At 36.5% G+C, this 19,061-nt stretch carries 17 protein-coding genes and 1 riboswitch; of the genes, 6 read left to right on the top strand and 11 right to left on the bottom strand.

Translation table 11 applies throughout. The annotated features are described in order from the left end of the window. Positions 1-13 precede the first annotated feature (13 nt). The 6 genes from pfkA to dnaE form a co-directional block, all read right to left on the bottom strand. Entirely contained in the window at positions 14-973 is a 960-nt protein-coding gene (gene pfkA, locus ACTWQB_RS01805) for a 6-phosphofructokinase (protein WP_443137482.1), read from the bottom strand. A gap of 209 nt (positions 974-1,182) precedes the next feature. Beyond that, entirely contained in the window at positions 1,183-2,148 is a 966-nt protein-coding gene (gene accA, locus ACTWQB_RS01800; RefSeq protein ID WP_443137481.1) for an acetyl-CoA carboxylase carboxyl transferase subunit alpha, read from the bottom strand. Beyond that, a complete protein-coding gene (gene accD / locus ACTWQB_RS01795; protein ID WP_443137480.1) occupies positions 2,148-3,002 on the bottom strand; it encodes an acetyl-CoA carboxylase, carboxyltransferase subunit beta in 855 nt (284 codons plus the stop codon). The genes accA and accD overlap by 1 nt, the downstream gene beginning before the upstream one ends. Before the next feature lie 100 nt (positions 3,003-3,102). Further along, a complete protein-coding gene (locus ACTWQB_RS01790) occupies positions 3,103-3,723 on the bottom strand; it encodes a FadR/GntR family transcriptional regulator (RefSeq protein ID WP_443137479.1) in 621 nt (206 codons plus the stop codon). A 21-nt stretch (positions 3,724-3,744) separates the two neighbouring features. Further along, entirely contained in the window at positions 3,745-4,980 is a 1,236-nt protein-coding gene (locus ACTWQB_RS01785) for an NAD(P)-dependent malic enzyme (RefSeq protein ID WP_443137478.1), read from the bottom strand. Positions 4,981-5,121: 141 nt separating this feature from the next. Beyond that, positions 5,122-8,457 carry a DNA polymerase III subunit alpha gene (dnaE, locus tag ACTWQB_RS01780; protein WP_443137477.1) on the bottom strand — a complete coding sequence of 1,112 codons (3,336 nt, stop codon included), beginning with the start codon at positions 8,455-8,457 and terminating at the stop codon, positions 5,122-5,124. A 130-nt stretch (positions 8,458-8,587) separates the two neighbouring features. On the opposite strand from dnaE, the gene ACTWQB_RS01775 reads away from it, so the two are divergent. The 3 genes from ACTWQB_RS01775 (at position 8,588) to ACTWQB_RS01765 (ending at position 9,710) form a co-directional block, all read left to right on the top strand. Beyond that, complete coding sequence (locus tag ACTWQB_RS01775; RefSeq protein WP_443137476.1) at positions 8,588-8,917, top strand: YtrH family sporulation protein; 330 nt, start codon at positions 8,588-8,590, stop codon at positions 8,915-8,917. Between the two features lie 2 nt (positions 8,918-8,919). Continuing rightward, the gene (gene ytrI / locus ACTWQB_RS01770) at positions 8,920-9,417 is read left to right on the top strand and encodes a sporulation membrane protein YtrI (protein ID WP_443137475.1); all 498 of its coding nucleotides are present in this window, start codon (positions 8,920-8,922) and stop codon (positions 9,415-9,417) included. Between the two features lie 107 nt (positions 9,418-9,524). Next, a complete protein-coding gene (locus tag ACTWQB_RS01765) occupies positions 9,525-9,710 on the top strand; it encodes a hypothetical protein (protein WP_443137474.1) in 186 nt (61 codons plus the stop codon). 761 nt (positions 9,711-10,471) lie between these two features. On the opposite strand, the gene ACTWQB_RS01760 is transcribed toward ACTWQB_RS01765, so the two are convergent. Then, on the bottom strand, positions 10,472-11,422 hold the full coding sequence (locus tag ACTWQB_RS01760) for a DHH family phosphoesterase (RefSeq protein ID WP_443137473.1): 951 nt from the start codon (positions 11,420-11,422) through the stop codon (positions 10,472-10,474). 92 nt (positions 11,423-11,514) lie between these two features. On the opposite strand from ACTWQB_RS01760, the gene ACTWQB_RS01755 reads away from it, so the two are divergent. Then, positions 11,515-11,805, top strand: a complete 291-nt coding sequence (locus tag ACTWQB_RS01755; RefSeq protein ID WP_443137472.1) for a YtpI family protein — start codon at positions 11,515-11,517, stop codon at positions 11,803-11,805. Here ACTWQB_RS01755 and ACTWQB_RS01750 read toward each other — a convergent pair. Both ACTWQB_RS01750 and ACTWQB_RS01745 read right to left on the bottom strand, forming a co-directional pair. Next, entirely contained in the window at positions 11,795-13,099 is a 1,305-nt protein-coding gene (locus ACTWQB_RS01750) for a DRTGG domain-containing protein (RefSeq protein ID WP_443137471.1), read from the bottom strand. The two genes, ACTWQB_RS01755 and ACTWQB_RS01750, sit on opposite strands and share 11 nt — an antisense overlap. 102 nt (positions 13,100-13,201) lie before the next feature. Further along, positions 13,202-13,882: a metal-dependent hydrolase gene (locus tag ACTWQB_RS01745; protein WP_443137470.1), complete on the bottom strand. Its 681-nt coding sequence runs from the start codon at positions 13,880-13,882 to the stop codon at positions 13,202-13,204. Positions 13,883-13,999: 117 nt separating this feature from the next. Here ACTWQB_RS01745 and ACTWQB_RS01740 point away from each other — a divergent pair, with 117 nt between their 5' ends. After that, positions 14,000-15,091, top strand: coding sequence for a M24 family metallopeptidase (locus ACTWQB_RS01740; RefSeq protein ID WP_443137469.1), 1,092 nt, complete (start codon positions 14,000-14,002; stop codon positions 15,089-15,091). 147 nt (positions 15,092-15,238) lie between these two features. Then, positions 15,239-16,036: an alpha/beta fold hydrolase gene (locus tag ACTWQB_RS01735; protein WP_443137468.1), complete on the top strand. Its 798-nt coding sequence runs from the start codon at positions 15,239-15,241 to the stop codon at positions 16,034-16,036. Between the two features lie 73 nt (positions 16,037-16,109). On the opposite strand, the gene ACTWQB_RS01730 is transcribed toward ACTWQB_RS01735, so the two are convergent. Further along, positions 16,110-17,480 (bottom strand): YjiH family protein, encoded by a 1,371-nt coding sequence (locus ACTWQB_RS01730; RefSeq protein WP_443137467.1) that lies wholly within the window; start codon positions 17,478-17,480, stop codon positions 16,110-16,112. Between the two features lie 14 nt (positions 17,481-17,494). Further along, positions 17,495-18,793, bottom strand: coding sequence for an aspartate aminotransferase family protein (locus ACTWQB_RS01725; protein WP_443137466.1), 1,299 nt, complete (start codon positions 18,791-18,793; stop codon positions 17,495-17,497). Between the two features lie 149 nt (positions 18,794-18,942). Next, positions 18,943-19,044: riboswitch (SAM riboswitch) on the top strand. Positions 19,045-19,061: the final 17 nt, after the last annotated feature.

Below are 19,061 nucleotides of genomic sequence, written 5' to 3'. Positions count from 1 at the left end.
CTCAAACAAACTTCTAAATCGATAACTGATTAGATAAGTTATACAAGTCATCAGAAATTTCATTTTTTAATTTTAATGCTTCAATAATATCATGATGCACTAATTGATTGTTTTGAACACCAACCATTCGTCCTTGTTGACCACCTTTTAGTAAATCAACCGCGTATGCACCTAGTCTCCCAGCTAATACACGATCAAAGGCTGTTGGTGAGCCTCCTCTTTGTGTATGCCCAAGAACTGTTACTCTTGTTTCAACTTGTAAGTCATCTTTAATATGATTAGCTATATCATTAGCGCTTCCAACACCTTCAGCCACCATGATAATGCTATGACGTTTGCCACGTTCATGTCCGCGTTTAATTTTTTCTGTTACTTCCTCTAAATCATGTGGAAATTCTGGAATTAATATACTTTCCGCACCAGCTGCAACACCTGCCCATAAAGCTAAGTCGCCAGCATCACGTCCCATTACTTCAATGACATAAATACGTTCATGAGAGGTAGCTGTATCACGGATTTTGTCCACTGCTTGAATGACTGTATTTAAGGCTGTATCAAAGCCAATTGTATTATCAGTACCTGGAATATCATTATCAATAGTTCCTGGAATACCGATACAAGGAAAGCCTTTTTCTGTTAGCTTTTGTGCACCTCTAAACGAACCATCTCCGCCAATGACAACCAATCCTTCAATATCATGTTTCTTTAATTGTTCAATGGCCTTAGCTTGTCCTTCTCCTGTTTTAAACTCTTCAGAGCGTGAGGAATACAGCATCGTTCCGCCTCGTTGGATGATGTCACCCACTGAACCTATATGTAAACGTTTAATATGCCCTTCAATCAGTCCTTGGTATCCATAATAGATTCCATAAATCTCTATATCATGATAAATGCTACTTCTAACAACCGAACGGATCGCAGCATTCATCCCTGGAGCATCTCCTCCACTTGTCAAGATACCTATTCGTTTCACATCTAACACCTCGTCTCTGCTATTATGTTTATATTTTAGTACAATAACACATTAAATACCATGCAAACGTCTACTAAAGAAAAAGTTCGAAAGTTTAAAAACTTATATTGTTTACTAGCGTTAAACCTGATTTACAAATATTTAATTTATCATACTAATGAACGTTAATTCAATCGTGTATTATGAAGTAAAAAAGGAGCTGAATCGAATCAGCTCCTTACAGCAGATGTTACCGCACCAATCTGCTGATACTTCTCCCATCTTTCTTCAAGCAATTGTTCATCCGTCAGTTTAGTTAACTCATCTAGTCCTTTACGGATTGTTTGGCGGATCGATTCTGCTTGCTCTTCAATATTACGGTGTGCTCCACCTTGAACTTCTTTAATAACCTCATCTATAATACCTAATTCTTTTAAGTCGTAAGAGGTAATCTTCATACTTTCGGCGGCTTTTTGTGCAAGGTTAGAGTCCTTCCATAGTAAGGCAGCTGCACCTTCTGGAGAAATTACCGAATAAGTAGAGTTCTCAAGCATGTATAAACGGTCACCTACACTAATACCTAAGGCTCCTCCACTTCCGCCTTCACCGATAACAACACAGATAATTGGAACCGTTAGGCCAGCCATTTCCCTTAAATTACGTGCAATAGCTTCACTTTGCCCACGTTCTTCCGCCGCACGGCCAGGGTAAGCGCCTTTCGTATCAATAAACGTAATAATAGGTCGATTAAACTTCTCAGCTTGATACATTAAACGTAATGCCTTGCGATAACCTTCAGGGTGTGGCATACCAAAGTTACGACGAATATTTTCCTTTGTATCTTTACCTCGTTGGTGCCCAATGACTGTCACAGGAATCCCCTCAAACTTAGCGATACCTCCTACGATTGCTTCATCGTCACCGTAATAACGATCACCGTGTAACTCTAGAAAGTTGGTGAAAAGATTTTCTATATAATCAAGTGATGTAGGACGCTCTGGATGACGGGCCATTTGAACACGCTCCCATGGTGACATATGTCCATATACTTCTTGCTCTAACTTCTCCAAGCGACCTTCAAGCTTTGAAATCTCATCACTAAAGTCGATATCACTTTCAGCTGTTATTTTCTTAAGCTCTGCAATCTTCTCTCGCAATTCAACTACAGGTTTTTCAAAAGGTAACACGTGCTTCATTACATCCCACCTCCAGACTGGTGCATGTCTAGTACATCTGTTAACACACTCTTCATATCTTGTCTGTGTATCACTTTATCTAGTTGTCCGTGTTTAAATAAAAATTCAGCAGTTTGGAAATCATCTGGTAGTTTCTCTCTAATGGTCTGTTCTATAATTCGACGCCCTGCAAATCCAATTAATGCACCAGGCTCAGAAAAGTTATAATCCCCAAGTGATGCAAAACTAGCCGATACACCGCCAGTTGTTGGATTTGTAAAATAAGAAATAAATAACCCACCAGATCTTGCGAATCGTTCTAATGCAACAGATGTCTTACTCATCTGCATTAGACTTAAAACGCCTTCTTGCATTCTAGCTCCACCAGATGCGGTGAATATAACAAAAGGAATTTTCTCTTCACGAGCTCGTTCTACTGCACGAGAGATTTTCTCTCCAACCACAGATCCCATACTCCCCATTCGGAAGCGCGCATCCATCACAGCTATAGCTGTTTCATTGCCATTAATAAAACCTTTTCCTGTGACAACAGCTTCATTTATCCCTGTTTTTTCACGGTCTTTATCGAGTTTTTCTAAGTATCCAGGGAACTCTAACGGATTTTCTGATAACATATCCTCATCCCACTCAACAAACGAAGAACCCATTAAGTGTTCAATACGATCTTTAGATGAGAGCTGATGGTGATGGTCACACTTAGGACATACCATTAAATTCTTTTCTAGTTCTTTTCTATAAAAGATTTCTCGACAAGAAGGGCACTTTATCATTAAACCTTCAGGTACATCTTCCCGCTCTTCTTGTTTCGATACCGTTGCATATTTTTTCTTTTTATTAAACATATCCTTTAACACACGGATTCCTCCCTATTGAAACAAGCTCTCTCAACTATATAAAACTTTCGATAAAAAGTTTGTCAAAATTCATCGTTCATAGATTTAAAACTTTATATTTTTAATTCAAAGTCTTTTGATCATATAGTATCTTCAAAACGTTTAGTGCTTCTTCTAACTCTTTGTTTTTTATATGAGTCATTAATTGACCATATAATTCTTGATCTTGAAGCTGACTATAAGTAGTTTGAGAGAAGTTATTAATCAAATGCCATATTTTATAAAGCAAATCATTACCAACCTGTTCAAATAACTCACTAAACACATAACTGTGAAAATCGCCTTTTACCTTGTATAAAGAATTAACAATTTCAATAAGTTTCTCATGACTAACTTGATTGACACACCTAGTAATGCACTGTTCTTCTAACATCAGCCTAACTTCTAATAACTCATTTTTGGTTGTAGGTTGCCTCAGAACGAATGTAGCTAATAATTCGACCGTATGATAAGGCCGATATGTTTTTAAAAACGTTCCTTCACCATGTTTTGTTTCTATTAAACCTAATAGTTCAATCGCCCTTAGTGCTTCACGCACCGAAGAACGGCTAGCGTTTAATTGTTCAGCCAACTCCCTCTCTGAAGGAAGTCTATCCCCTTCTTTAAGAGAATTTGTTTCTATAAACATACGAATTTGGTCTAATACCTCTTGGTAGACCTTGATTTTAGACGAATTAGTCATGATTGCACCTCAAGCACTAAGCTATTCTTCGTTAATGGTTGTCAGTTCTTGTGTGCGCTTTTTAACCTGTTCTGGATCTACCTGAATTCTAGCAACTCCAGATTCCATAGCTGCTCTAGCCACATTACTTGCAACAGCCGGAGCAACACGAGTATCGAATGGATTTGGAATAACATAATCTTCCGACAAGTCATCCCCAACTAAATCCGCGATTGCTTCTGCTGCAGCAACCTTCATTCGTTCATTAATGCGAGTCGCTCGAACATCTAACGCACCTCTAAAAATACCTGGGAAGGCTAAAACATTATTGACCTGATTTGGGAAATCAGAACGTCCTGTACCAATCACCTTCGCACCAGCCGATTTTGCATCTGATGGCATAATTTCAGGGTCTGGATTAGCCATTGCAAAAATAATTGGATCATCATTCATGCTTTCAACCATTTCTTTAGTTAGAGCACCACCAACAGATACACCAATAAACACATCTGTCTCTTTGATGACTTCTTCTAAAGAACCTTCCACTTTATCTTTGTTTGTCATCTTAGCAACTTCTTCTTTAACTGGGTTCATTCCATAAGGACGTCCTTCAAAAATGGCTCCTTTAGAATCGCACATAATCATATCTCTTACACCAAAGTTATATAAAAGCTTGATAATCGCAATACCTGCAGCTCCTGCACCGTTTGCAACAACTTTGATTTCAGAGAATGATTTCCCACTTAAACGGAGAGCATTGATAAGGCCAGCTACAGTTACAATTGCCGTGCCGTGTTGGTCATCATGGAAAATCGGAATGTTTGTTTCCTTTTTTAAACGATCTTCTATGATAAAGCAGTTAGGAGCAGCGATATCTTCTAAATTAACACCACCAAAAGTTGGTTCCATTAACTTAACGGTATTAACAATTTGATCAACATCGTTCGTATCTAAAGCTATAGGGAATGAATCCACGCCAGCAAAACCTTTAAAAAGGGCTGATTTACCTTCCATAACTGGCAAGGCCGCTTCAGGTCCAATATTCCCTAACCCTAATACTGCAGATCCGTCTGTCACAACGGCTACCATATTGCCTTTCATTGTAAAATCATAAACAGCTTCTTTATTGTCATATATAGCTTTACAAGGCTCCGCAACTCCTGGAGAATATGCCAAGCTTAGATCTTTTTCGTTACGAATTGGGATTTTAGAATGAGTAGCTAACTTCCCTTGATTGACTTTATGCAGATGCAGTGCTTCTTCTTTTAAGTTCGTCACGAGAACCTCTCCTTTTTCATAACTTTAAGTGGTCAGACCACCTCTTCTTAACTTAATACATTATAACAAAACACTTAAAAGTGTAAAGCGATTCATATCGAATTTAATAAACATATTAATAGGATTGTGTACGTAAAATGATTACCTCTTCACGATCACATTTTCTGATGAAAAAATATTTCTCAACTGTTCAAGTATATCTTCCGTCTCCAATAGGTCGTACTCTTCAGATAATTGATATGTCTTTTGTCTAAATGGTGAATAAATGACTACAGGTGTATTACCAGTAATATGTCGACTAATACTCTTAATTTGTTCCAATTGTTTAGCTTCATCCGTCGAATCAAATTTAATATAAATTTTAGCATCATTCATCTTAGGTACATCTTCAAGGTTGAATGGTTCAATTAAGTTTAATATTAATTGATCTTCACCATTTCTTTTATCTTTCCTTCCTTGAACTTTTACGAACTGGCCTTCTTCAATTTCTCTGTGTACTTCTCGGTGGAGTTTAGGAAATAACACAGCGTCTAATTCAGCCTGCTCATCTTGAAGTGTTAAAAATGCCATTTGTTCTCCACGTTTCGTACGAACATGTTTAATTCTTTCAATGTTAACAATTAATGATGCATAAGTTTTTTCCTTGGCATCAAACACATCTCTCACGGTTTGAAAGCCTTGTTTTTTCAATGTTCTTCGAATATATGATAGTGGATGAGGACTAATGACAAACCCTAATGCATTCTTCTCCATCTTTAACTGCTCAAGTATCGGAAAAGGGGTAACGTTTGGATATTCAACATCCATCTCAAATAATTCGTCAGACCAATTTAACTGTTCGTCCATATCAGAGAATAATTCTCCTTGCTCAATGGCGGGCATCACAGCTGCTAATAATTGAGCACGGTGTTTACGCGTTTCATCAAATGCTCCTGCCATAATTAAATTTTCAATAATTGTTTGATTGATCACTTTCAAATTAACTTTTTTACAAAAATCGAATAAATCTTTAAAACGACCTTTCTTGCGTGCATTTATAACCTCTGTATAAGCTTGCTTACCAAAACCTTTTACGGCTAACAAACCAAATCTGATTTGATCCTTCTTAGGAACTGTAAATTTTCCAAAACTATCGTTAATCGATGGTGGCAATACTTCTATACCTTGAATCTTAGCTTCCTTAATGTACTTTTCTACCTTTTCATCATCATGCATAATTGATGTGATGAGTTCTGCATAAAAATAAGCAGGATAATTCGCTTTGAAATAAGCTGTTTGATAAGAGATTAATGAATAAGCAACGGCGTGGCTTTTATTGAACCCATAGTCAGCGAAACGTTCAATCCAATCAAATAACTCAGTTGCCGTGGATTCATCATACCCGTTCTTTTGACTCCCTTGTAAAAATTTTTGTTTCATCTCATGGATGGCATCTCGGTTCTTTTTACTAATCGCTCTTCTTAATAAATCTGCCTGCCCATAAGAGAAACCTGCAAAACGGTGAACAGCCTGCATAATCTGTTCTTGATAGACTAAAACGCCATACGTCTCTTCTAAAATAGATTTTAAATCTTGATGAATATAAGATACGGGCTCCTGACCATGCTTTCGCTTAGCAAATGTTTCTATAAATTGCATAGGTCCCGGTCTAAATAAGGCGTTGACAGCCACTATATCCTCTAGTTGATTCGGTTTAATAGCACGTAAAGCTTGTTGCATTCCGTTCGACTCCAATTGGAATACGCCTGACGTAAAGCCTTGCTTTAGTAAATCAAATGTTTTTTTATCATTTAAAGGTAAGCTTTTAAGGTTGATCATTCTACCTTCATTCTCTTGAACTTGTTTAACCATGCGCTCTAGTAATGTTAGATTCCGAAGTCCTAATAAATCCATTTTCAAAAGGCCAACCGCTTCAAGCTGCTGCATTGGATATTGTGTCAACATAACTAAGTCTTGGCCTTCAACAACAGGAACGTAATTAGTTAAAGATTCATCACTAATTACGATTCCAGCCGCATGAGTAGAATAATGTCTTGGTAACCCTTCTATAATAACGGCCGCTCGAAACATTTCTCTTAAAACTGTTGAATTTTTAATAGTCTCTTTTAACGATGTATTTTCCTTAATGACATCTTTAAGAGATGCCGATTGGTTAGGCAACTGCTTTAAAAGATACGCAAGTTGATCCTGGTCAATTTCAAATACCTTACTCAACTCTCGAATCGTTGAGCGCGCTTGGAATGTCCCAAACGTCATGATCTGAGCGACCCGTTCCTCTCCATATTTATTAGCCACATATCGTATGACTTCATCACGCCTATAATCAGAGAAATCGATATCAATATCGGGCATATTTTGGCGTTCTGGATTTAAAAAACGTTCAAATAATAAACCGTACTTTAAAGGATCAACATCAATAATTCCTAATAAATAAGCCACAATAGACCCAGCCGCAGAACCCCTTCCAGGACCTACAAAGATATTTTCACGTTTAGCAAAATCAACCATATCTTTAACGATTAGGAAGTAATCAGAAAACTTCATTGACTGAATAACATTAAGCTCATGCTTCAACCGTTCAGAAGCTTTAAATTGCGTGTCTTCATCATAAACTCGCTTTAATTGACGCTCACAGATGTATTGTAGATAGTCATCAGATGTCATACCCTCAGTTTCTTGATAAGACGGTAAATCAAACCATGTTTTAGGCAAATGCAAATCACACTGATTGGCAATCTGATTAGTACGTACTTTAGCGTCTTCCCATTTAGAATCTAAGATCTCATTCAATTCTTCTGTTGTTAGTAAATGTGTACCAACCTGTGTCTCTTTTTTAACATTTGAGACAGATGTTGAGTGATGTATAGCATATAAAGCTTCAAATCCAATACGATGCTTCTCCTGCAAATATCGAACATCACACATTAGGACAAGTCGTTGCTGTAAATCTTTTCGAAGTTCAAGCCAATTTGTAATTAAATGTTTTTGGGATGAAATTGGATCAACTTTTATAAAAAATTCTTTTAATCTCTTTAACTCGTTAATGGTTTCATTTAGTTTAGCTTCATCATTTAAGTAAACAACCTCTTCAATATAAGTATCATAAAATGAAATAACGGGTATAATCCCCGTGCATTCTAATATATGGGCAATAGTTACACGTTCTTTTTTCAAATTTTTTATATTAGACAGTTGAACCAGTGATTGATAACCTTCAAAGTCTTTAGCATATAAATAAAACGTTATCGGTCGCTGATCATGTTTTATGTATACGTCAACTGACATACCAACTACTGGTTTGATATTTTCGCGATGACATAGTTGGTAAAACTCATACGCTCCATGTAACACTTGGTGGTCAGTTATCACGCATGTGTTCAGGCCTAAAGATTTTATATACCTTACATAATCTTGAATTTTAATTGTGCTTTGTAGGAATGAATAGCTACTTTTAACCTGTAAATGTACAAACGACATGCTCGTCACCTTCTTTTATATGACCTATTTCAATTATATCGAACCTATATCAAACTTGAAATGTTCTACATATAATAATTAATCTTTTCATATTCTTAAATAAGACAAGCTAATGAAAAGGTTGAGTTAAATGGAAGAACGATTTTATGCTGCACTTATTACATGCTTTTTTATATCATTTGGCGTCCTTATTGGCGGTTCAATCTTTGGAAGCCTAAGTGCGTATCTAACTGGTGAGCCCCCAATTTCTGAGATGATGTCATCCGCACAACGTTTGAGAATTTGGGCGATTGTGGCTGCAATTGGTGGTACTTTTGATGCCATTTCGACTTTTGAAAGAGGCATATTCGAAAGTTCCACAATCGATTTATTTAAACAGATTATGTTGATTGTTTCTGCCATGGGAGGCGTTAAAGCCGGGATTCTTATCATTTCTTGGGTGACACAAGGAGAATTATAGCCATGCATATACCTCCGTACTATAAAAAACCGAAATGGCAGGCATTTTTTATTGGTGTAATTGCCGGGACAATGGTCGGTTATTTGTTTTTCCTTTATATATATGGAGAGCATACCGAACGCTGGATTGAAGAAAATTTAACACTTCGCCAAGAACTAAAGGACTTAGAACAAGATTATGAGTTACTTAAAAAAGATACAGATGATCAAAGCGATCAATTACTCCGTATCAAAGATGTCGAGATTGAGTTAGTAAACGTTGATCAACTCAAATTAGATCGCTTTACAACGTTACGGTTAACAGCATTAATTGAGGATGAAATCGGTGCTGTTGTCGGAAATCAAATAGAGTCAGTTGGTGAACAACGTGATTTATTAGTTCGTACCATTGAGAATAAATCGTTCAAAGTTAACCAAATTAATTACCAGGTTAAAGTCGTTTACCTAACAATTGGTCCAACCTTAGATGTTGCTTTAGAAATACGAATCCAATCTAGTTAATGGGTTGGATTTTGTCTTTTTTTTGAAAGTTATGTCAAAAAAGCAATAATAATCAAAATTTCGTTTACAATATAGATATAGTAATTTTTTTAAGTTAAGAGGTGAGGATGATGTTTGTCCTAAACAAGCGACAAATGGCTGACGAAAAGCTAAATGAGTTGCTGAGTGGTAATACCGTTTATGCTGAAACAGAGGAACTCATCCGACTAATGAATCGCAGAATAGAATCACACGAATTAGATATTACAATTGATGAAACCGAAATAGGCTGTTGGTTTATACCGAATGGTTAAGAACTTTAACAGATCCTTAAAACAAAAGAATTAAGGTAAAACCGGAAGAAGGTATCTTTTTCCGGTTTTATTTTTAAGTTATTTAATGTTATGGTTCTATTTCAAATGTGGTGGGATAAAATTTACACCATCCACTTTTTATCCTTTTAATGATTATATTTAACATCGCTCCATCAAAATGCTTCGCTTTCCGCGGGCACGACTCGAGCCTCCTCGGCCCAAAGAGCGGGGCCTGTGGGGTCTCGAGACTCGTGCTGTTCCCGCAGGAGTCTACGCATTTTGATTCCGCTTAGTGCGACTCACCTAACACAAAAGTGGTTTTATGCTCTTTATTCTGTTATAGATGCTTTATTGAATGATTGTAGCATCAATTGGTGCCATAAAACCTTCGACGCAACCTTTCAAATGATTTAATACCATATCAATCATATTGCCTCTCTTTTTTCTAGTGTTTTCGTCGACTTTAGGCTAACAAGAGATGGCGAATGAGTGTATTTTTTTGTTTTGTATGTGATGTTCAACTTCATCTTTTTATACAGATGAGAATGTGACGAGCGATAGGCGGCGACGCCAGTGGGAACAGCACTAGCTGAAGATCCACTGGGGAAAGCGTATTTCTTTCCACAGTTAGCTGAAGCCGTGCCCACGGCAAGCGTCCGCCGATAGCGAGTCACAAACCAACGGTTCAATCATCAACCTCTCAACATAATTGTTGTGACAATGGACACCACCACATTTGGTATAGAGCCTTTTTGTTTAACTTAATTTTGATTTTGATATTCTAAGCTAACCTTTTCTAAATCTTTTACAAGTTGATCTGCTTCTTCCCATGTACTTACTTTAGCGCCTGATGCCATGGGGTGTCCTCCGCCGTTATACTTAAACGCAACGTCATTAACAACAGGTCCTTTAGAGCGTAATCTAACACGAATAACATCTTCCTCTTCTACAAAGAAGACCCAAGTTAATATTTCCTGAATATCTCCTGCAATACCTACAAACGCTTGGGTTTCTTCAGATGTCACATCATATTCTTTCAGCATCTTTTGATCAATTTTAAAGACTGCAATGCCACTTTCTTTAGGTTCTAAATCCATTAATAATCGACCTCTTAATTTAGCTACTTTTAATGGAATTTGGTACATTTTTTCATATAATTCTGTCCGATCAAAACGAAAAGTGATTAACTCACTAGCTGCTTCAAATGTACGATCTGTTGCACTTGGGAATAAGAATCTACCAGTATCACCAACAATGCCAGCGTATAGTAGCCTGGCAGCTTTGTCATTCAATTGAAATCCTTCAGACTTTCCAGCTTCATAAAGTTCAAAGACCATCTCACTCGTTGATGAAGCATTAGTGTCAACCCACATTATGTCACCATAAGGTTCACGATTCGGGTGGTGATCAATCTTAATTAATTGAGCCCCTGACTTGTAACGTTGATCGCATATCCTTTCTTCATTAGCAGTATCGCACACAATCACTAACGCTTCATGAAAATCTTCATCTTTGACTTCGTCTAATCGAGCTAAATAATTTAAAGATGGATCCTCTTCACCCGCTACTAATACACGTTTATTAGGAAAAGAATGCTTAATTAACTCTGCTAACCCAACTTGCGATCCATATGCGTCTGGGTCGGGACGTACATGACGATGGATAATAATTTGATCATATTTTTTTATCTGTTTAATAATTTCATCTTTCATTAATTCGTCAACCTTTCTTTCGTTTTATACTAGAAATTTGAAACAACAGTCGATACAATAAACTAAGGCTTCATGTATAAAGGAGGATCACAGTGCCAATATTTATCACACTCATAATCGTGTCATTTGTCTTATACATTTATTTCAAAGTCCAAATATTAAAATCAAAAGACCCACTATACATGCATTTTACAAACGCTAAAGCTCGTATGACATTAGGAATCTTTATTTCGACATTTGGTATGAATCAATATTACTTTTACCAAACACAACTTGCCTTATTTGTATGTATTATTTTCTTAGCGCTCGGTATAGCACAAATTGTGTATGGTTATAAACTTTATAAGCATTACAAAGGTGAAATGTTAAAAGTTAACGATTAATAAATTGGGTCATCACCATGGCTTTACCAGCTAACTCGTCATTAGATAGGACTTGTACATCAACTTTGGCGAACTTACGACCTAATTCTAATATTTGTGGAACAATAGTAAGATGACTACCAATCTGAACAGGCTTCATGTAGTAGATCGATATATTTTCGATCACCATGTCGCCTGTTTTTTGTTGTTTTAAAATCTGATTGACGACTTCTGTAATGAGTGAAGCAAATACTCCATAAGATAATGAACCAAGCTGATTCGTCATTTGAGGTGTAACTTCTGTTGTATACGTAAAAAGATCTGAATCATAGTGCAACTGCTTTTGAACAATGTCATCAATCGTTTCACCGATTTGAGGCTGACGTTGATTATTCTGTAGACCTTTAATAACATCTTGTCGTGTGATGACGCCTTGGAAAATATTTTGCTCATCTACAACAGGTAATAACTCGATTCCTTGCCAAACCATCGTATGAGCTGCACTTGCTAAAGAAGTTGTGGTTTGAACCGAAATAGGTTGCTTCGTCATGACTTTGTCGATTTTTAAATTTTCAGGCTTACCTATTATATCTTTTGACGTAACAATGCCAACCACACGTTTATCGTTATCTATGACTGGATAACGACTATGCTTAGTCTGATTGTTTAATTGGTACCACTTTTCAATGGTATCCCCTTCATTTAATATGTAAGTCTCATCTAAAGGAGTATAAATATCATCAACAATAATAATTTCTTTTTTAATCAACTGGTCATATATTGCACGGTTAATCATTGCTGCGACTGTAAACGTATCATAAGAACAAGATATAACTGGCAGTTCATATCGGTCTGCTAATTGCTTAACGTGATCAGTTGTATCGAAACCACCAGTGATTAAAATAGCAGCACCAGCGTTTAAAGCTTTCTCTTGTGCTTTTACTCGGTTACCTACAATTAATAGCGACCCTTTTTCGGTGTAACGCATCATCGCTTCTAATTTCATCGCGCCGATCACAAATTTGTTTAACGTTTTATGTAAACCACTACGTCCACCTAGAACCTGTCCATCGACAATATTAACAACTTCAGCATACGTTAACTTCTCAATATTTTCTTTTTTCTTCTTTTCAATCCGAATCGTTCCAACACGTTCAATCGTACTGACAAAACCAATATTCTCAGCTTCTTTAATTGCACGATAAGCTGTACCCTCGCTCACGTTTAAGTCTTTTGCGATGAGACGTACTGAAATCTTTGAACCTATTGGAAGTTCTTCTATGTAATTTAATATTTGTTCATGTTTTGTTGCCATGAAACCATCACCGTTTCCTCTATTTTTAGTACTTCAATTATACCGATACCTGTAGCATAATTAAAGTGCCAGTCACTTAAACTGGCACTTTTTTACCCTATTCTATAAAGTTAAATCATCACCTGGATTCATGACCTGTCCCATTCCTGATGGCAAGCTATCTACAAAAGCTTGAGGATCTTGTTCAATCACTGGGAAGGTATTGTAGTGAACTGGAACGACTTTCTTTGCTTTAATCCATTCACTAGCAAGCTTTGCGTCTTCAGGTCCCATTGTGAAGTTATCACCAATTGGTACAAACGCTAAATCAATATCATTCAAATCACCAATTAATTTTAGATCAGAGAATAAGCCAGTGTCACCAACATGATAAATCGTTTTACCTTCGACTGTTAATAGGATCCCACCTGGCATGCCCGTATAAATAATCGTGCCATCTTCTTCTACATAACTTGACCCGTGAAACGCTTGAGTGAATTTAACCTTACCGAAATCAAATTCATGCGCTCCACCAATATGCATATTATGGGTGTTAACACCTTTACCAGCTAAGTAATCAGCCAATTCGTTCGGAGCAACTACTAACGCATCATTACGCTTAGCAATCTCTACCGTATCTCCTACATGATCATTGTGACCATGAGTAAGTAATATAACATCAGCTTTCACTTCATCTGCATTTAAGTCACATAACCCATTCCCACTAATAAATGGATCAATTAAGATAGTGTGTTCATTGGTTTCAACCTTTACAACTGAATGTCCATGATAAGAAACTTTCATGCTAAAAAACCTCCTAATAGATTTTTATCTACATAAATTAATTCTCCACAGTTCATTTATTTCCCTTGTTTCGTTATGATAACACATATAGACAAAAAAATTTTAGAGGTGATCCGGATGCAAGGCAGATTAAATCAGCTAACCCAAAAACTTAAAGAAAACAACCTAGACAGTGTATTTATGACATCCAAAGAGAATGTGTTTTACTTCACGAATTTGTACGCTGAAGCACACGAACGTTTAATTGGAGCATTTATTGATCAAAAAGGTAACCACGCATTGATTGTTCCAGCACTAGAACAAGAAGATGTAAAGAATGCTGGATGGGCAGGTGATACCATTACATACTTTGACCATGAAAACCCTTGGACAAAGCTATCAAATTACATTAATGGTATCGGTCAACCAAGTACGATGGCGATTGAAAAAGAAGACTTAAACGTTGTGAGATTTGAAACATTAATGACTCAGTTAAAAGGTACTGAAATTGTTGACGGGCAATTAATGTTAAATGAGTTAAGGTTAATTAAAGACCAACAAGAGATGGGAATCCTAAAGGAAGCTGCTCAGTTTGCAGACTTCGGTATTGAGACCGCGTTAAAGCACATTCAGGAAGGTAAAACTGAACTGGAGATTATTGCAGAAATCGAATACGCTTTGAAGAGAGAAGGCATACGAAATATGTCCTTTGACACAACCGTACTAGCTGGTAAAAAGTCTGCCGCTCCTCATGGAACATCCGATTTAACTCCGATTAAGAATGGGGATTTTGTTCTAATGGATCTAGGAGTCGTCCATAAAGGTTATTGCTCAGATATTACTCGAACGGTCGTATTAGGGGAAGCTTCAGACCAACAGAAAGAAATTTATAATACGGTATTACAAGCTGAAGAAAAAGCTATTAAAGCTAGTCAAGTAGGTATTCGTTTAGGAGACATAGACCAAGTTGCACGTCAAGTCATTGAAGACGCGGGATATGGCGAATACTTCCCACACCGAATTGGACATGGACTAGGAATTAATGTTCATGAGTTTCCATCATTAGCTTCAAATAATAATGGCCAATTACAAGAAGGCATGTGTTTTACAATTGAACCAGGAATCTATGTACCTGAAGTTGGAGGCGTAAGAATTGAAGACGATGTTTTCATAACGAGTGACGGCGCTACCACATTAACTGAATTTATGAAAGAGTTAATTGAGCTATAAATCCTCACAAAAAGGTAGAGTCAATATTTTTTAATTCTAATGATGGTAAATCTCACCTTTCGCAGTTTTGTCACAATTTCACTTGCATTACCTGTTATAATGCCAAGAGTTAGTTTTTTTGATGACAGAACACAAGGTAGGTTTACTATGTTAGATTATAAAATACACAACCAAGATGAAGGCCAAGATTATTTAGTGCTCATTCACGGCTTGGGTGGGAATTCAAAAATATTTTATAAACAACTTAAGCAATATAAACAAGAATTTAACGTTATAACGATTGAATTACCCGGTCATGGCAATTCACCTGATATTAACAATTATTTCGGTGAGTTTACATCTAAGATCGCTGCTAGAGAAGTTTTAAAAACATTAGATTACCTAAATATACAGAAGGCTCATTTCGTAGGTGTCTCATTAGGTACAATCATTATTCATGACATTTTACAGATCGAACCTTACAGAGTGATTAGCACAGTATTAGCAGGTACTGTGACAAGATTCTCAACATTTTCAAAGATTCTACTCTTTTTTGGTAATTTAGTTAAGAATTTCACACCATATATGTGGATTTACAGTTTATTCGCTCGTATTATGATGCCTAAATCAAACCACAAAGAATCTAGGTTAACATTCGTAAAAGAAGCGGTAAAAATGAAACGAAAAAATTTCCTCGGGTGGTACGAGCTTTGCTATACCGTAGAGGAAAGTTACCGTAATGTTCAAGAAAAAGCTTATATGGTTCCTAAACTATATGTTTCTGGAAGCGAAGACCATTTATTTATTAATCCGCTTAAGAAAGATATAGAACAAGACCCTAATGCAACACTACACATTATTGAACATTGTGGACATGTATGTAATATAGAAAAACCAAAAGAATTTAATAAAATTTCGTTAGAATTTTTATTACAATCTAAAGAGGCTTTAAAGCAAGCTACCTAATAATAAAGCCAATAAACAAGACCCCGACTTAAGTTATGATTACTTAAATCGGGGTCTATTTTTAAGATATAAATTAAAAAATAAACAGATGAGCAATGATCACAATGATTGGTAATGTAATAATTGTTCGCTCAATAAAGATCATAAACAACTCATGTAACTTTAATGGAATATTAGAGCGCAAGATTAAGACACCGATTTCTGACATGTAGATCACTTGAGTAATCGATAATGCACCCACAACAAACCTTGTTAATTCACTCTCAATTCCCGCTCCAATAACAGCTGGTAGAAACATATCCGCAAATCCGACTAACATAGCAGGTGCAGCTGCGGCCGCTTCGGGAATCTTCATTAACTCTAAAACCGGGATTAAAGGATAAGACAGAATTTCAAATATGGGAGTTTCTTCAGCAATAATAAGTGCTATTGCCCCTAAGCTCATAACAAGAGGTATTAAACCTAACCAAATATCTAATACTGTCTTCGTTCCACTTTTTAATTGACTATAAAATCCATTTGCACTTTCTGCTTTCTTTAATGCTTGCTGCCATCCCCATTTTACAGCTGACACATTCTTCGGGATTTCCTCTTCAATCTGTTTGCCCACTGGTTCATAATAAGTATTCTTTTTTGAAGAAAGAGGAGGTATTCTAGGCATGATGATGGCAGCAATCAATGCAGCTGCAACAATCGTTAAATAAAATGGTATAAATAAGTGCCCAACGCCAATCACATTTGCTACAACTAAGCTAAACGCAATCGATGCCACTGAGAAAGTTGTTGAAATGACGGCTGCCTCTCTTTTGTTGTAATAGCCTTGATCATACTGATTCATCGTAACTAATACTCCGACAGGGCCAGCACCCATCCAAGATGCCATACTATCAATTGAGGAGCGCCCCGGCATCGTGAACAATGGTTTCATGATTTTTCTAAAAATCGTCCCAATAAATTCCATTAATCCAAATTCGGTTAGCAACGGTAAAAGTAAACCTGCAAATAAAAACCAAGTTAAAAGTACAGGAGCTAAATCATATAATACGACTCCACCAATTGCAGGAGAGGAAATAATTGTTGGACCTAATTCAAATAACGTTAGAATCCCTACCAAAAAGCCAAATAATCTTAAAAATAAATTAGCATTTGATGTAACAAAAAGTGTATTTAAAAATGAGTATTGATTAAACAAATCAAAACGTTTTACTTTGGCTAAAGTCGTCATAAAGAATGATAGTCCTAATAAGGCAACAATAAAATACGGTATAACACCTTCAAAGAAAGATGAAAGATTTGTAGCTAAAACACCAACTCCAATGGTAAATTCACCATCGATCTTAATTGGAACTAAAAAGAGTAAAATTCCAATTACAGATGGCAATATAAACTTTAATGCATGTTTGTATTGATTCTCTGTCTCAACATAATTTTTCTCCTGTAACATTTATATCCCCCTATTTATATCGATTCTAATACTTGATCTAAAACATTTAAGCCTTCATCAATTTGCTCTTTTGAAACGACTAAAGGCGGAATCATACGAAGTACTTCCCCTTCATTGCCACATAGATAAAATAAAACACCTTTACCTAAACATTGATCTAACACTTTCATGACTAAGTCACCAGCACTTATTTGCCCATTTGGGTCTTCAAGTTCAATGCCAATCATTAAGCCAATTCCACGAATATCTTTAATAGACGAATGCTTTTCTTGTAATTGTTTTAACTGACTAAATGCGTATTGCCCTACTTCTTGAGTGTGATCTAGCAAGTTCTCCTCATGAATGACATTGATCGAAGCAATCGCTGCGGAACAAGCAATAGGGTTTCCCCCGAAAGTAGTTGCGTGAGCACCTAATGGCCACTTTTGCATTAATTCTTTTGATGCAACCGTGGCACTTAATGGCATACCGGCAGCAATGCCTTTTGCAATGGCCATAATATCTGGCACAACGTCAAAGGTTTGAGATGCAAACCAATTCCCAGTACGCCCAAAGCCCGTTTGAACTTCGTCAAAAATTAATAAAATACCATGCTGATCACATATTTCACGCATTTTCTTAAGCCAAGAATGAGGTGGAACGACATATCCCCCTTCACCTAATACAGGCTCCACAATCATACAGGCAACTTCGTCTGGTTCAACTTGGTGCTTGAATAATTGTTCAGCATCTTTCTCAAGTTTCTTAGCAAAATACTCATCAGGATCTTCACCTTCTGGACAATCTGCAGGGTTTGCATATGGTAGTTGATACGTTAACCATGATGGTTGCATGTGCTTACGGTACTTACTCTTTGAGGTTGAAACACTTAATGCACCAACAGATCGACCGTGAAAACAACCAGTAAATGAAATGACATAAGGTCTTTGTGTAGTATACTTAGCTAATTTAATAGCCCCTTCAACCGCTTCCGTTCCACTGTTATTAAAGAAGAAGTTATCCAATGGGTCTGGTAAAATTTCTTGTAACTTTTTTGCTAGTTCCAAAATTGAATCATAAATAATCACACCAGACGGACCATGTACTAGATGATCTGCACTATCTTTAATGGCCTGTACAACTTTAGGATGTCGATGGCCGACATTCTCAACTGCAATACCAGATGTGAAATCCAAATACTTTTCATGTTCCAATCCGTAATAATAGCAACCCTCCGCCTTCTTTACTGGCAAATTCGGATGGTCTTTTGCCATACCAGGCGCAAGGAAATCACCTATATTTTCAACCTGTTGTTTAAAACTAATGGATGACATGTTACTCCTCCTATGCAATGGGTTTACGATTAATAATCATACATATTTATGCATAAAAATTCAATAGTTTGTATAAAAATTAATTATAAGATTTTTATTGACAGAGTTTTCTAAGAAAAGTATGATAAGTATTAAATAATTTAATAAGCCTCTTATCTAGAGAAGTGGAGGGACTGGCCCTGCGAAGCTTCAGCAACAGGTTTTCTTAAAACACTGTGCTAATTCCAGTAGCGAATGCTTGAAGATAAGAAGAGTAAACTTGTGAATC

Source organism: Piscibacillus sp. B03 (genome assembly GCF_052246295.1).
GTDB lineage: Bacteria > Bacillota > Bacilli > Bacillales > Alkalibacillaceae > Piscibacillus.
The sequence above is the reverse complement of the archived record's forward strand: the minus strand, read 5'-3'. Positions and strand labels throughout refer to the sequence as shown.